We start from the raw sequence: 14,771 nt of genomic DNA on the forward strand, positions 1-14,771 counted from the left end.
TTTTCTCTCCCCCTTCAAACCAACCACTTTATAATTACCAATTATTTCTTTTCATCATATGTAATAGTTGATACAATGTCTTCAACCAGTTTATTATCGTAAAAACCAACCACTTGGTATTTTTCAAGTGAACGAAGGAGTTTTTTGATGACAACTAGTAAAAAACTGCCTAAGTATCGGCAAATAGTAGATTATATGAAAGAAAAAATTGAAAATGGAGAATGGCCAATTGGAAGTAAGACCCCTAGTCAAAGGCAGTTAGCGAAATTATTTCAAGTAAATCGTAGTACTGTAATAACTGCACTAGATGAACTTATGGCTGATGGATTGATTCAAGGGAAAATTGGAGCAGGAACAATTGTAACGAATAATACATGGTCACTATTAGCGACGAATCCCCCGCCCGATTGGAGTGAATATGTAAAAGCCGGTATTCATAAACCAAGCAAGTTAATGGTACGAGAAATAAATGAAGCAGAAGCAAATAACAAACTTATCCATCTTAGTAAAGGCGAACTTGCTCCTCATCTTTTTCCGCTAGAAACGATGCAGTCCATTATGAAAAAAGTAAGTGAGGAATTAGATTATTTTGGATATGAGGAACAAAAAGGGTTTTATCCGTTACGTAAAGCAATAAGTAAATACGTAAAATCATTTGGAATACATGCATCACCGAGTTCTATATTAATCGTCTCGGGTGCATTACAAGCATTACAATTAATATCAATTGGTCTTTTACATAGAGAGTCCACCGTTTTACTTGAACAACCTTCTTACTTATATTCGCTTCATGTATTTCAATCAGCAAATATAAATTTATCTGGTATAGCTATGGATCATCACGGTGTTTTACCTAACGAATTATTAAAACGCATTAAATATAGTAAAAAGAAAAACATTTTATATTCTATCCCTAGTTTTCAAAACCCAACTGGGATATTAATGTCTCAAGAACGAAGAAAAGAAATAATAAAAATATGTGAAAAGGACCAGTTACCTATTATTGAAGATGATATTTACCGCGAGTTATGGATTGATGAACCACCTCCAGCTCCTTTAAAGTCGATAGATAAACATGGACATGTATTATATATTGGGAGCCTATCTAAAACACTTAGCCCAGGACTTAGAATTGGGTGGATTATTGGACCTGAACCAGTTATTGAAAGATTGTCAGATATAAAAATGCAAACAGACTATGGATCAAGCTCTTTATCCCAAAGAGTTGCTGCTGAATGGATAAAAAAAGGTTTTTATGAAGAACATGTAGCAAATGTAAGAATTCAATTAAAAGAACGAAGACAAATCATGATACAAGCTTTACATAAGTATTGTGCAGATATTGCCACCTGGGATATACCTAGTGGTGGATTTTTTATATGGCTAAAGGTAATACCTAGCATTCCGATGAAGAAATTATTTTCAGAGGCGCTATCAAAAGGAGTTCTTTTAAACCCGGGACGTATCTATGAAGAAGAATCAGATCGATACATTCGTTTATCATATGGATATGCTTCTCCAGAGCAAATGACTAACGGGGTTAAATTGTTGAGTGAATTAATTCGTAAGCTAACGGCATAACAAAAACTCCTCTTTTTCTATAGAGGAGTTTTTGTGTATTTTATTTACCACAACCGCATTTCCTGCCCCAACACAATAAGTCCTTCATAAGGATCCCCGTCAATGTTTAATACTTGAGCAAAAGCAGGTTCTGTTTTTAAACCGTTCTCTTTTAAGAGAAGAATTTCTTCCCTTATATGAGGATGCTGCATTAATAACATGTGCTCTACTATCATATGTCTATATGCATTTTGGTTACGAACTGGCTTAGGCTGAGCAAATAATTCAAATTCAAAACCTTCAAATTTAAAATTTACCTTTATCGATTCAGTATTTTTAATTTTTTTCTTTTTTATTTTGAACCCTTCATAAGAACCATATAAAGATCTCATTTCTTGTTCAAAAACATCAAAGTTATGTACTTCCATTACTATATCTAAGTCAGATTGAAGCGTATCAATTCTTATAGGGATTGTCCCACAAAGTACGGGACTATACAAAGCTAAATCCTCCATTATATTTAGTTTGTTCAAAACATCATACACTTTTTGTTGCTTGTCATTCCCTGATTGTAAATATGTAATAGATGTAAACATGGAAGTCTCTCCTTCATTTCACGTAATACGTGTTTCACTAAATTCAAGAAAATTTGTCCGTTTAAATTTGTTCTAAGAGTACCTTTATTTCAATATATTAAGACGAACAAACGATGTTTTTCAACTTTTCTCCTATACTGCAATACTATAAAAATAAAAAAGGAGGAATTATTATGAGCATTTTTAACATTCTTTTAACCATCCACATATTATTTGGAACAATATGCTTAATTACCGGTATTGTAGCGATGGTTGCTCAAAAGAAGAAAGGAAAACATACGGAATGGGGTGAAATATATCATGCATCCTATGTTGTGATCACCCTTACTGCAATTATACTATCCATTATAAACTGGGATAAAATCGCATATTTATTTTATGTAGCAATTTTCTCTTATTCATTTGCGATTTATGGCTACCTTGCACGAAAAAAACGTTGGAAAAATTGGCTTCATCACCATATTAGAGGTATGTTAGGTTCTTATATTGGTGCCGTTACCGCGTTATTAGTAAACATCGGTATTCATATTCCAATTATTAATTTATTGCCGCCTATATGGTTTTGGTTTTTACCTACATTAATCGGTATTCCTCTCGTAGCCAGTGTATCAAAAAAATATAAAAAGCGTAGTTAAAATTCATTACATTTTCGTTACTTTCTGATGATTATTATAAAAAATTATACTCAATGTAATATTTTATTAATAAATTCAAAATTGTACTGCTTTAAGTTAGTCACTTACAGCTAAATAAAAAGAATCCAATACTTTTATTGGATTCTTTTTCGGATTTCATTTCAATGTCGGCTCTATATATTCAATGATATTACCATCTGGATGACGAACTATCATTTTTATACCTGTGGGTACTTGTATTGGTTCAGTAATCATTACGCCGTTATAGTTTAAGATTAGTTTTCTTACTTCGTTGAGATCATCAATTATAATCGTTGCAGCAACATGATTCTTAATTGTTTCATTTAATTCTTCAATTAAAAGTAAATTTGTAAATCTAATCACATGCGTTCCATTCATTTGAAATTCATGTGGTGTTTCTTGTTCCAATAGTATTTTGTAAAATTCTAGATGAGTTTGTAAGTCTGAAACATAGAGGCGTGGAACAACAGCTAATATATTCATCCTACTTACACTCCTCTTTAGTTTAAATAGATTAATTTAATTATATATTACTCGGAAACCTCTATAAACTATTACATTAAAAATAATATCTTTAATTAAGACTTTAATAATGAATATAATCGATCCGGATAATTCGTAAACATCCCGTCAACGCCCCATAAAATTAGCTTTTTCATGTCTGTTTCATTATCTACAGTAAATGGATGAACTTCTAATCCATGTTTCTTTATTTTCTTTACATAAGCTGCATCAATATATTTGTAGTTCATACCAAGACCAATGCAGTATGTTTTATACTTTTTTATCTCTGATTCAGTTAATTGAACTACCTTTTTGTAGGATAATAATTGTACTAGAGGTATATTAACATTTAAACTATGAACCTTTTGCAGACTTTCTTCACTAAATGATTGAATAATAACTTTATCCGGTATTTCATAGTGATTGATAATTTCCAATAACTTTTCTTCCATTCCTGGATATTCATCAGGTGATTTGGTTTCAATATAATAGTTCGCGTCATGCCCAAACACTTCAATTACTTCTTCTAGTGTTGGAACTTTAGCATTTTCATATTCTTTCTTTGCTAAAGTTGGATGTTTTTCATTAAAAAAAGAACCTGCATTTAATCTCTTTAATTCTTCTAATGTATGTTCCTTAACTAGCCCTGTACCGTTTGTAGTACGATTTACTGTTTCATCATGCATAGCTACTAAATGTCCATCTTTTGTCATTTGAAGATCTATTTCTATATAATCGCCTTTTAATTGTTGTCCCAATTTATACGCAACAATTGTATGTTCCGGTGCATACGCCGAAGCCCCTCTATGTGCAATGTTTTTTATATAATTCGATTGATTAATAGCTTTTGTGTACTTAAGTTCATTTACTTTATGAAAAACAAAAGTACCTATTACTATAAATGTACAAATGATTGTAACGATATATATCTTTTTCATAATGATGTATTAACCCCTACATGAAAGCAATTTGGCTTGGATAATTTATTCAAATAAATGTCGATTTTCAAATACCGTCATTTGTCCAACAGATTGAAAACCAGCCTTTTTATAAATAGTAATCCCATCAGGTGAAGCTTGTAATACGCATTGAGCAACGTTTAATTCCTTTGCTTCTTGCAGCAAGTAATGAAACATAGTAGAGCCAAATCCTTTTCCTCTCATTTCTTCTTTCGTTGCTATATCATAAATACCAATACTATCTTTTGTACATACTAATGAACCAACCGATATGACTTCATCTTTATAAAGTCCTAAGTACAGGTTCATATTCCCACTATTCCATAAGTCGAAAGAAGCAGTTTGATTGTAGAATGCTTGTACATGTATACCTTCCTCTGATGAACCAAACAAATTAGCTAACGTTTCTCCAAACTTTTTAATTTGTTCTGGTGAAGATGCTTTTTGTATTGTAAAACCTTCTGGCATGTTTATTGTCGGATGAATTGTATTTAATTCTGCGACCATTGCAATATTTTGTTCTGCTTCTTTTAAGTCCAGTTTTATTAATTCGCTTTTTATAGTCTGCTCGTACCTATCATCCCAAAACCAAACACTCATTGGAAATTTCTTTTGATTATAGTTGTTTACCTCTTTATATAATTTCTCGATCCCTTCTGTTACATTATTGTTTAGTAAAGTAATGATATTAAATGTATCTGCAGGTAAACCACAGTCGACAGCAATGTAATCCTTCGTTTCTTTCACATTCATTCCCTGTGCCTGCCGCGCAATATATGAAGTTTTATATGTAAAATTATCTATTAGTAACTTTTTAAAATTCATTCATTTTGCCCCTTTCATAAAAATTCAAATTCGAATCTTTCAGTATTAAATATAACATATAAGAAATATACCTATTTCTATAAAAATATCTCTATAAATCACACTTTGTCTTCTAAAAGAATTAAATATGATATAACGTTGTCGGAATGAAAAAAGTGGTATATAATAAATATTAACATTACTAGTAATTATTTTAGGTATTCCTAGAATAAAGGAGCGATACATATGAAAATTACTATTTATTTCGGAAGTCATGAAGATCAAGATGTTCGTACAATGGACTGTCATTTAGATGTAGAAGATACGGAAGAGATCGTTTCTGTATCATAATATAAATAGTTGGGATGAACCCTCTTCCCTACAACGTTTAAGGCACCTTTTATAGGTGTCTTTTTTGTTGTTTTTTCGTCAAAAACCCTTTACTTTAGAGCGTTTTAATAGTAAAATATAAATATACGAACAAACGTTCTTTTTTTATTTTAATTGTACATGAAGGGATGATTTTTACAATGGCTCAAGCAAAGCGCAGAGGAAGAAAAAAGCAAACACCTATCATTTCAAATACAGGCTTTATCGGCTCTGTCTTTATTGATACATTGGAGTTACAAAAGAAATCCTATTATTTCGCTCGTAAAAAACTTCAAATTGTGCATCACGTACTAGATGGTCTCTCTGGAGCAACGAGTTCTCTATTTAAAGAACATAACATTTCAGCATATATGTCTTGTGTGTATTTACATAAACAAAAGAAAATCGGCTTTGTTCTTTCAACGAAGCCTTTTGAACAAAGTGACGGTGTTGCTTACTTTATAAATTATTTAATCGAAAAGAATTTTTACGGTAACGAGGAAGTAGAATATCAAGAAGTATATAATACAGGTTTTATTGGTGTAGTATTCGCTGATTTATGTAGTATAGATCGATTTAATTTCGAGTTTGAAATGGGTATGTTAACAAAATTAATGAAAGATATGATTATTCCGGTTAAAGAACTCTTTTTACGCCACAATGTACCGGCATACATTTCCACTTCTCATTTAGAGGAACAAAACAAATTAGGTTTCGTTCTATCTGTAAAACCATATGATGAACGTGCAGAAGCAGATTTATATTTTGAGGCGTATTTAAAAGAACGTGGGTTATTTATTGGTGATGAAGAAGATGATATTGATAAGATTGTGATAAGAAAAACAGCTGAATTACGATAGAAAAGCGCAGGATGATGATCCTGCGCTTTTTATAATTTATGAAACCGATTTACCAAATAAATTTTCGTTTTATAGTATTTGTTTTTCTTAGCTTGAAAGAAGTAGCAGTATCCATTCTAAAAATAATCTAAGAATCTATTAAGCACTATAATCTTTCGAATGAACCTCTAATATGAAACGATTTGATGAAACTTTAATTACTATTAAATATAAGAATCCCCCTACAATTGGAATGGTGTACGCTGGGATATAATTTAATAATAGACCGGATAGTGCCATTGCTATAGGGAGCATCATTTTACCTATACTTATTCCAATACTGAGAACCCTTCCCCTGTATTCATCGGGAATCTCATTTTGCATGAAATAAATTAAAGGAATATCAATTAGCGCTATAATAAACCCTAAAAAGATCATAACAAAACAATACGTAATAACGAATACTAAATCATTCACTTCAAAACTTTTGAATAAAACTGGAATTCCTAAAATAATCATAAAAACTGACAACATAGAACTTAGTTTTTTCAAAAGATAAGAGTAAGAAAAACGATCAGTTATCTTTTTTACTACAATTGCACCGATTATCATCCCTACTGGAAAAGTCCCTTGAATGATACCAAATTGCTTAGAACCAAGATTGAGTACTGTGTTAATAATATATGGCAATGGAACAGTTACAGCAAAGCCTAAGAAGAAATTAAACGAAATTAAAATATGAAACGTATTCTTTAAGCTTTCCTTTTCAAGTAAGTAAGAAAACCCCTCTTTTATATCTTTAATAAAATTAACTTCTCTTTTTGAATTTCGCTCATTTATGTTGTACTCGAACAGTCTAAAATGAATAAATAGTAATGCTATCCCTGAAAGAATAAAAGAAATACCGTTTATAATTATAAAAGTTTTAATATTAAATATTGAAAAAACGATACCACCTAACATAGGGCCAAGAATTAAAGATACAGAATCGATAATTTTACTTATAGAATTAATACTCATAAGCCTCTCTTTAGAGACGATATTCGGTTTCGCAGCTTCTAACCCTATTCCAAAAAAGGTTGTAAATACCGTCATAAGAAAGGTTGTAGTATAAATGATGAATAAGTTTAATCCATAGTGGCTGCTTACTACATAAACAGTTATTAATGAGCAGCCACTAAGTAGATCCATACAAACGACGAGTTTCTTTTTATCAACTTTATCAGCAATGACACCAGCAAATGGATTCAAAACAATCATAGGAATTGTTCCTAAAATGAGCGTAATCGCGAAATTCAACGCAGATCCGGTGATTTGTAAAACATATAATCCTAATGCGAAACTATAAATAGAGCTACCGAGTATTGATACTGTTTTCCCAATGGAATAGAGACAAATATTTTTTAGTTCTTGGTTGCTTTTTTTATTTTCTATATGTAATCGTAAACTTCTCATCACTTTTCCCCCTGCCTAACTATATGTTACGTACATTGTAAGTTCTTGGGTCAACCCAATAGCAATATGTACAATTTGAAAAGTTTTAAGGGAAAATAAATAAAAGATAGGGTTAACCCCATCTTTATCAACTAAAGATTTTTGTCGTTCTCTATGTTGGTAAAAATAAATAATAGGATTACGTGTACAAATACAAAATTTTTTATTGAAATATAGAATTTAATATGGTATCTTCTATTACATTGATTAATTACATATGAGAATCATGTATAACTCCAAGAATATGGCTTGGGGGTCTCTACCAGGAACCAATAACTCCTGACTACAAAATGCGTATTATAGCGTTTGTAGTCAGGAGTTTTTTTGTTCTACGGTAAATAATGACGAGAAGGGAATACATAAAATGAATTTCAAAGTATTTATATTAGCTCTAGCAACAATAGCAGTAGGACTTGTAGAGCTTATTGTTGGAGGAATATTGCCAGACATCGCTAAAGATTTTAATGTTTCATTAAGTTCCGCTGGGCAATTAATTACAATTTTCGCCTTTACTTATGCAATAGCAGGTCCTGCATTATTAATTTTCACAAGTAAAGTGGAAAGAAAAAAATTGTATGTTATTTCACTTTATATTTTTCTAATTGGTAATATACTTACGTATTTCAGTCCAAACTTTACTTTTATGATGATAGCAAGAATTTTAACTGCTATGAGTACAGCTTTAGTTGTAGTACTTTCCCTTACAATTGCAGCAAAGATTGTTCATCCCTCTTACCGAGCAAAAGCATTAGGATTAATTTATATGGGTATTAGCTCTTCACTTGTTCTAGGAGTACCACTAGGGATTTTAATTTCAAACACATTTGGCTGGAGAGTTATTTTTTTATGTATTGCTATTTTATCATTGGGATCCATCATCTTAATCTCAGTATTTTTAGAGAAAATACCTGGAGAGGAAAACCGAACTCCTCTATCTATTCAATTAAAGGCCGTGTGTAGTCCAAAACTAGGCGCTGCTCATCTAGCTACCATGTTTATGTTAGCGGGACACTATACTTTATATGCTTATTTTACTCCTTTTTTAGAAGATAAGTTTCACCTAAGCCCTTATTGGATTAGCATATTTTATTTAGTGTTTGGTATAGCTGCAGTAAGTGGCGGAGCGTTCGGTGGTGTTTTATCAGATAAAATAGGCGCTCCAAAAAGTATTGTGATAGTTATTACTTTATTTGCTCTAATCTTATTTATATTACCATTCACGGCAGTTTCTATTATCCTGTTTATTCCTGTTATGATAGTTTGGGCTGCTTTGAGTTGGGGGCTTGCACCACCTCAACAAAGTTATTTAATCCAAACTGCCCCAGATACGTCAGATATACAGCAAAGTTTTAATAATTCAGCCCTACAAATAGGAATTTCACTCGGCTCTGCAGTTGGAGGTATAGCATTAAAACAAGTACATAATGTCGCCAATATGGCCTGGGTTGGTGGATCTCTAGTTTTATTATCTTTAGGTTTGGCTATCTTTTCTCTTACTAGACATATACCGACAAGAGACTGTCATGTAAGTGCTAAATATGTAGATTAACATTCTCCTTTTCTTTTAATCAAAAAAAGTATAAATCAACATAAAAAGTCCGGTTTTATAGCCAGACTTTTTATGTTGAGGTTAATCTTATCTTTTTCCGAAAAATGAATATGTATAAATCTCTTCTCCTTGAACAAAGAAATCCTCGTACTTTCCACCTCGTTTCAAATAATTTGAAGTACTTTCATCTATGAATTGAAACTGTAGATTTTGGATTTCTTTTGTTACTTTTGAACGTGTAAAATTTGCTCGAAAGTTATTTGTAATTTGGCTATTTAAGCTGAAATTTTTAAATAAAATAAATAAACTTAATAAATAACAATCCGTTTTAAAAAGTGGATTTAATTCGTGAAGTAAAAAATTCTCATGCTCAAAACTATAATTGCTCGTACCAGAGTGATCAATTACAATATCTACTGACCGATTTTGAATAGGGATGTTCAAAAAATCCGCACAGATAAAGAGAATATTTCTTCTCGGATTTTTTCTCGCTAATACATCTTTTAAAAATAAAAGTTTATTGAAATCTCGATCCACTGCGATATATAGGCAATCTTCGGGTAGTTCTTCATAAATGCTCCTCAAAAAGAACCCAAGTCCTGATCCTATATCTAGTATTAATTTGTTATTTAAATCTAAATGTATTAGTTTCTTTTTCGCCCATTCCCCTTCTCTATGCATATTTTCCAAATATGCATTATCAGTTTCATGAATATAATCCGAAATAATATTTTCAAGTGACGTTTGCTCATTTGCTTTAAATAATTTACCAGCAGATATAATTCCTAAAGTAATAATGTATTCTTCTCCACAATTACAAATTAACTTTCCTTCAATAATTTGATTGTTATTAATAATTCCATCTTGAAGAATTAATTTTTTGCTACACTTAGAACATGTCAGTAAATGTAGTACACTTAAATCTATCCCTATCATTGTATTGGAAGTTTCATTTGTTAATAATAAATCATGTAACACTTCTTTTAATTTATCCCGTTTCTTCTCCAAAAGTTTTATTTCCTGTTCCACCTTGTCATATTTCAGTTTAAATAAAGATTGGTAAAAAGTATCTTTTTCGTAATTCATAGATTTCGCTAAATTTTTATAAAAAAATAGTTCTTTAATTTCATTCAAGCTAAATCCTAGCTCTTTGTATTGTAATATAAGCTCTAAATCGGTTTGACAATACTCGTCAAAAAAATAGTGCCTTCCCTTTTTTTCAGGAATAATGAGACCAAGATCCATGTAATGTCTTATTGTATCAATACTTATGTTATTTAATTCTCCAAATTTACCTATTTTCATTGTATCACTACCATTTATATATTTTTTTATACAGATTTCTATTTTTATATTAAAAAAACCTTTAAACTTTTTAAACAACATTATTTACGTTATGTATGGGATATTTGAATGTCACTTATTTTATAGGTGTATAATCCTTTTGTTTAATTAAATTTCCATATATACGGACACCATAACATTATTTGTATTTAACCATTGGAGCAGTGTTACTACTTATAGGACATGAGATGCTAAAATGGAAAGGTTAAAATTCTTAAAAGGAATAAGAGGAAATACTGTTCATAGTTATTTTAGCTTTATAAAATTAAAGAGAAAGCAGATTTATTTCTTAATATAAAAAAGGCACTTACTGAAAAAGTAAATGTCTTTTTTGAATTAATTATAATCAAATAGCATAAATTACTTACGTTTTACTGCTTGTAGACTGTTTCCCTTTACGTCTGTCATCTTGAACGAACCATCTTTAAATGACTCAACATTGTAGTCTATTGCTACCTTTAACTGACTTGTATCAATCTTATTCCCATCTTTTACAACTTCTTTCGCTGTTAAAGAAACTTGTTTTTTTTCTTGAGTATAGTACCAACTTCCTTCCATGTGGTTTTGCTCATAAGGTGTTTTACCTTTGTCATCATAAGCGATATATGTACCATCCTCACGGAACTCAACTGCTTTAATGAATTCAGAACCTTCATAGCTACCCCATTCTCCTACTAACTCTTTACCACTTATTGATAGTTGCACATCTTTATTACTAAAAGTAGAAGTATCAGAAGTTGACGGACTGTCAGTTTTAGATTCTGAGTTATCCTTATTTTCATTCGATTTACCTACTATCGCATCTTGAATTGGTTTGTAACCGGATGCCCAAAGTTCAGAACCTTTTTTTACTAACTCTTTTGACCTATCTGCTTTATCCTTAAGTATTTTCTCGTCTGTTTTCTTATCCGATGTTAAAATTTCTTCTTGAATCGAATATGATTCTTTATAACAATCTACTGCTTTTAATATGTCTTTATGAGCTTCTTGATACTCTACTGGCGGTTCAATAGTATCAAACTTCTTAATGGTTTTCTGTATATCCTTTAATTGTGCTAATATTTTCATAGATACTTCTTTATCACTGGTTGTTCTATCTTTTGCTATTTCAGACATTTCAGTGACTTTCTGCAAGAATTCAGTAGATATAGCGGTTATACGCTCAGGATATTTGTCTTTCGATAACTTCTCTTTTGTTTCTCCTTTTGATTCCACTTTTTCATTCGGTTTTGCATCTGTTTTCTCCGATCCACAACCTACTAATAGCATAAATGGTACTGCAAGCGTAACTAGTTTCTTTACTTTCATATTAACCCTTCCCCCTTAAAACTAAAACATACATACCTAAGCATATAAAAAGATATATCTTTTTATATACTGTTGGTTAAATTTGGATGAACGAATATTATTTTATAGTGAAAAAATAAAAACGTCAAAATTATTTTACAAAAATTATAGGGTTTATTAATTGCTCGCTATTTATATAATCCCCCCCTAAAAATGAAAAAACGTGTTTATATCTGTCAATGTATAAAAAAGGATGACGCTTTTATTTCTAGTTGTGTGTATGATGAATTACATCTATTTCCTCGATAATTTTAAAGATTCTCATCTGCAAATACTTACGAGTTATTGTTACAAACTTTAGTTGAGTACAACAAATCGATAGAAACCCAGGAAAATTTTTATTATTTTTATGTTAGAGAAGTTTAAAACCGCTAATATCTTTTTCATACGCATGGAATATACAGGAATTTATAACGTAATATAGAACATAAAAAGGAGAAGTTTATATTATAAATAAGGGGACATACATACGGAATGAGGGATTAGAAAATGAAAATTGCAATAGTCTGTTTCGATAACTTTACTGATATTGATGTTTTCCTACCATGGGATTTATTAAATCGTGTACGTTTAGTTGGCGGTATTTCTAATTGGGATGTCCAGCTTTTAGGAACGGAAAAAACTCATATATCCATGTCTGGCTTACGTATTCCCATGACAGCAAGTATATCTGATCTTCCTTCTGCTGACGCTGTAATATTTGCAAGCGGTAAAGGTGTACAAGATTTATATAAAAACCAAGAATATATTAATAGCATTCATGTAGATCCTCAAAGACAATTAATAGGATCTATGTGTTCTGGTTCACTACTATTAGGAGCTAAAAAATTGCTAGTTGGAAAAAAAGCAACTACATATCCATCTGCAGTAGAACAACTTAAAGAATTTGGTGTAGACGTTATTGAAAAAAGTTTCGTAAACGAAGGAAACATTTCAACTGCTGCGGGTTGTTTTGCTGCTCAAGAACTCTCAGCTTGGATTATAAGAACTCTAATTAATGAAGAAATGGTTGAAATCGTACTAGAAACTGTTCAACCAGTAGGCAAAGGTTTATATTTTTAATCAAGTCGAGTGATCCGTTAGTCCTCGAAACGATAAAATGAATTCTTTTGCTTAATGTAGACATGGTGTGTCCCCATTTTCAAATAAAAAACCCGTGAATTATTCACAGGTTTTCTTCTTAATAACTAATTGCTATTGTACCTTCACCTGCATGTACCGCAAATGAAATTGGTAATGGATATAATTTGAAATCCATTTCAGGGAATGCTTGTCTAATATCTGAAATCCATTCTTCAGCTCCATCTTTATCGTTAGCATGAAACATGTGAAGTACTTTTGGTAATTCTTTTTCAAGTTCATTTTTAATGTATTCTCGACATTTTTGGATTTTACGAACTTTCTTTTCAAGTAAAAGCTCTCCGCCTTTTACTTCTAATATTAAGTTGACACTTAATAAACTTCCAAGTAAAAATTGAACTCCCTTTACACGTCCACTTGCATAAAGGCCTTTTAAACTTTTCGGGAATACGTGGAAAGGTCTTCTTTTTTCATCTACTAATGTTTTGTGTATATCTTGTAAAGTCATACCATCATTGTATAACGATTTTGCTTTTCTAATTAGTTCGTCCATTGGATAACTTGTTGTTTCACTATCTAATACCGTTAATGGGAAACCTGCCATTTCTGCAGCTAACTTCATATTTTGATAGGTTCCACTTACTTTTCCGCTAATAGCAACTGCAAATCCTTCTTCATATTCTTCTTTGCATTTCGAAAATAACTCTACCATTTCCCCTATGTTAGGTTGTGATGTAGTGACAGTTTTACCTTCGTTTAAAGCATTATAAACGCGCTCACGCACACCTTCTTCACAATCTTTGTACGACACACCATCAATAATAACTTCAATTGGGATAACAAAGTTATCTCCTTCTGTTGTAAAACTCGCAGTTGTACTATCAGTAATCCAAGCAACACGCTTCATGTTGTTCCTCCCTTAATTCAATTCCTCTTTTCTAATTTTTCTATATATTTATGTTATGAAAAGAGAATATCCCTGTAATAGTAACAGGACTTTATTGTTTTGGCTATAGTAGATAGATGATAAATGTGAATATTTCTTGTCTTTTTCACAAATTAAAAAGAAAATCAAGAAATTTGCTTGATTTTCCTTTTATCTTACGTTATTTAAAAGTTTCATTATCTAAAATCACAACATAATCATTTGTTAATCGTCCGGCTTCTTTCGTATAACTAACAAGTCTTTGTACATTATCACAGCTAAGTTTTGCACCCCATACGAGTAATGGTACACCGATAAAGTCGATGTGAAACCTTCTAGAAAACAGACCGCCAAAAGTCATTGGTAAAGGTACTGTTGGTGATGTATTAGAAAAAACAATCTTTTCATGACTTTGATAATGTTTTTGCAGAATCTCTCCTAAATGCTTCATCGCAGGTACAACGATTTTTGATGCGCCGCATCCAATCGTATAAACCGGGTTACCATTTTCATCTACTCCATGAAAAATAATTTTCCCCATATCTTCAGTTTTCAATTTATTAAAGTAATCCACATTTAATATTTCTTCTTTTGTTAGCTTACGATCCATTGGTAATTTATTTAAATGATAAGCTGCTGCAAGTGCAGTTGAATGCGTTCCGCCGAAATCCGTGTAAATGAATATCATATAATCATCCCTTGTTATAAAAGTTCAATGTTATTTAGTATTACCGTTCACAGCATT

14 protein-coding genes and 1 riboswitch are annotated in these 14,771 nt (G+C 31.2%); of the genes, 5 read left to right on the forward strand and 9 right to left on the reverse strand.

Translation table 11 applies throughout. The features are described from left to right. Window positions 1-144: 144 nt before the first annotated feature. Window positions 145-1,581 carry an efflux pump transcription regulator NorG gene (gene norG, locus FH036_RS04130; RefSeq protein WP_483861236.1) on the forward strand — a complete coding sequence of 479 codons (1,437 nt, stop codon included), beginning with the start codon at window positions 145-147 and terminating at the stop codon, window positions 1,579-1,581. Between the two features lie 44 nt (window positions 1,582-1,625). On the opposite strand, the gene FH036_RS04135 is transcribed toward norG, so the two are convergent. Further along, window positions 1,626-2,156, reverse strand: coding sequence for a DUF4269 domain-containing protein (locus FH036_RS04135; protein ID WP_139895391.1), 531 nt, complete (start codon window positions 2,154-2,156; stop codon window positions 1,626-1,628). A gap of 173 nt (window positions 2,157-2,329) precedes the next feature. Here FH036_RS04135 and FH036_RS04140 point away from each other — a divergent pair, with 173 nt between their 5' ends. After that, a complete protein-coding gene (locus FH036_RS04140; RefSeq protein ID WP_000021743.1) occupies window positions 2,330-2,791 on the forward strand; it encodes a DUF2306 domain-containing protein in 462 nt (153 codons plus the stop codon). A gap of 156 nt (window positions 2,792-2,947) precedes the next feature. Here FH036_RS04140 and FH036_RS04145 read toward each other — a convergent pair whose 3' ends face one another. The 3 genes from FH036_RS04145 to FH036_RS04155 all read right to left on the reverse strand — a co-directional run bounded on the left by FH036_RS04145 (window position 2,948) and on the right by FH036_RS04155 (window position 5,100). Beyond that, window positions 2,948-3,295 (reverse strand): VOC family protein, encoded by a 348-nt coding sequence (locus FH036_RS04145; RefSeq protein ID WP_139895392.1) that lies wholly within the window; start codon window positions 3,293-3,295, stop codon window positions 2,948-2,950. 95 nt (window positions 3,296-3,390) lie between these two features. Next, window positions 3,391-4,254 (reverse strand): glycerophosphodiester phosphodiesterase, encoded by an 864-nt coding sequence (locus FH036_RS04150; protein WP_000725538.1) that lies wholly within the window; start codon window positions 4,252-4,254, stop codon window positions 3,391-3,393. Window positions 4,255-4,299: 45 nt separating this feature from the next. Continuing rightward, window positions 4,300-5,100, reverse strand: coding sequence for a GNAT family N-acetyltransferase (locus FH036_RS04155; protein ID WP_001009624.1), 801 nt, complete (start codon window positions 5,098-5,100; stop codon window positions 4,300-4,302). A gap of 509 nt (window positions 5,101-5,609) precedes the next feature. Between FH036_RS04155 and FH036_RS04160 the strand changes: the two genes are divergently transcribed. Continuing rightward, window positions 5,610-6,308, forward strand: a complete 699-nt coding sequence (locus tag FH036_RS04160) for a hypothetical protein (protein ID WP_000035797.1) — start codon at window positions 5,610-5,612, stop codon at window positions 6,306-6,308. Window positions 6,309-6,446: 138 nt separating this feature from the next. Here the strand turns inward: FH036_RS04160 and FH036_RS04165 are convergent, their stop codons facing one another. After that, window positions 6,447-7,742: an MFS transporter gene (locus tag FH036_RS04165; RefSeq protein WP_001257236.1), complete on the reverse strand. Its 1,296-nt coding sequence runs from the start codon at window positions 7,740-7,742 to the stop codon at window positions 6,447-6,449. A gap of 245 nt (window positions 7,743-7,987) precedes the next feature. Then, window positions 7,988-8,087: riboswitch (purine riboswitch) on the forward strand. A gap of 58 nt (window positions 8,088-8,145) precedes the next feature. Here FH036_RS04165 and FH036_RS04170 point away from each other — a divergent pair. Then, a complete protein-coding gene (locus FH036_RS04170) occupies window positions 8,146-9,330 on the forward strand; it encodes an MFS transporter (protein ID WP_139895393.1) in 1,185 nt (394 codons plus the stop codon). Between the two features lie 87 nt (window positions 9,331-9,417). Here the strand turns inward: FH036_RS04170 and FH036_RS04175 are convergent, their stop codons facing one another. Next, window positions 9,418-10,635 carry a MerR family transcriptional regulator gene (locus FH036_RS04175; protein ID WP_139895462.1) on the reverse strand — a complete coding sequence of 406 codons (1,218 nt, stop codon included), beginning with the start codon at window positions 10,633-10,635 and terminating at the stop codon, window positions 9,418-9,420. 399 nt (window positions 10,636-11,034) lie between these two features. Further along, window positions 11,035-11,982, reverse strand: a complete 948-nt coding sequence (locus FH036_RS04180) for a DUF7018 domain-containing (lipo)protein (protein WP_139895394.1) — start codon at window positions 11,980-11,982, stop codon at window positions 11,035-11,037. 528 nt (window positions 11,983-12,510) lie between these two features. Here FH036_RS04180 and FH036_RS04185 point away from each other — a divergent pair. Then, the gene (locus tag FH036_RS04185) at window positions 12,511-13,083 is read left to right on the forward strand and encodes a DJ-1/PfpI family protein (RefSeq protein WP_000684452.1); all 573 of its coding nucleotides are present in this window, start codon (window positions 12,511-12,513) and stop codon (window positions 13,081-13,083) included. A gap of 118 nt (window positions 13,084-13,201) precedes the next feature. Here the strand turns inward: FH036_RS04185 and FH036_RS04190 are convergent, their stop codons facing one another. Together FH036_RS04190 and FH036_RS04195 are read right to left on the reverse strand one after the other, a co-directional pair. Further along, a complete protein-coding gene (locus FH036_RS04190; protein ID WP_000831948.1) occupies window positions 13,202-14,008 on the reverse strand; it encodes a DegV family protein in 807 nt (268 codons plus the stop codon). A gap of 199 nt (window positions 14,009-14,207) precedes the next feature. Beyond that, window positions 14,208-14,714 (reverse strand): DUF3189 family protein, encoded by a 507-nt coding sequence (locus tag FH036_RS04195; RefSeq protein ID WP_044792273.1) that lies wholly within the window; start codon window positions 14,712-14,714, stop codon window positions 14,208-14,210. Window positions 14,715-14,771: the final 57 nt, after the last annotated feature.

Origin of the sequence: Bacillus sp. CD3-5, assembly GCF_006349665.1 — a bacterium.
Lineage (GTDB): Bacteria > Bacillota > Bacilli > Bacillales > Bacillaceae_G > Bacillus_A > Bacillus_A paranthracis.

Excerpts from the sequence above, each read along its gene's own strand:
- FH036_RS04160 (WP_000035797.1), top strand. The coding sequence starts at position 5,610 with ATGGCTCAAGCAAAGCGCAGAGGAAGAAAAAAGCAAACACCTATCATT.
- FH036_RS04170 (WP_139895393.1), top strand. The coding sequence starts at position 8,146 with ATGAATTTCAAAGTATTTATATTAGCTCTAGCAACAATAGCAGTAGGA.
- FH036_RS04195 (WP_044792273.1), bottom strand. The coding sequence starts at position 14,714 with ATGATATTCATTTACACGGATTTCGGCGGAACGCATTCAACTGCACTT.
- FH036_RS04190 (WP_000831948.1), bottom strand. The coding sequence starts at position 14,008 with ATGAAGCGTGTTGCTTGGATTACTGATAGTACAACTGCGAGTTTTACA.
- FH036_RS04145 (WP_139895392.1), bottom strand. The coding sequence starts at position 3,295 with ATGAATATATTAGCTGTTGTTCCACGCCTCTATGTTTCAGACTTACAA.
- FH036_RS04175 (WP_139895462.1), bottom strand. The coding sequence starts at position 10,635 with ATGAAAATAGGTAAATTTGGAGAATTAAATAACATAAGTATTGATACA.
- FH036_RS04140 (WP_000021743.1), top strand. The coding sequence starts at position 2,330 with ATGAGCATTTTTAACATTCTTTTAACCATCCACATATTATTTGGAACA.
- FH036_RS04180 (WP_139895394.1), bottom strand. The coding sequence starts at position 11,982 with ATGAAAGTAAAGAAACTAGTTACGCTTGCAGTACCATTTATGCTATTA.
- FH036_RS04155 (WP_001009624.1), bottom strand. The coding sequence starts at position 5,100 with ATGAATTTTAAAAAGTTACTAATAGATAATTTTACATATAAAACTTCA.
- FH036_RS04165 (WP_001257236.1), bottom strand. The coding sequence starts at position 7,742 with ATGAGAAGTTTACGATTACATATAGAAAATAAAAAAAGCAACCAAGAA.
- FH036_RS04185 (WP_000684452.1), top strand. The coding sequence starts at position 12,511 with ATGAAAATTGCAATAGTCTGTTTCGATAACTTTACTGATATTGATGTT.
- FH036_RS04135 (WP_139895391.1), bottom strand. The coding sequence starts at position 2,156 with ATGTTTACATCTATTACATATTTACAATCAGGGAATGACAAGCAACAA.
- FH036_RS04150 (WP_000725538.1), bottom strand. The coding sequence starts at position 4,254 with ATGAAAAAGATATATATCGTTACAATCATTTGTACATTTATAGTAATA.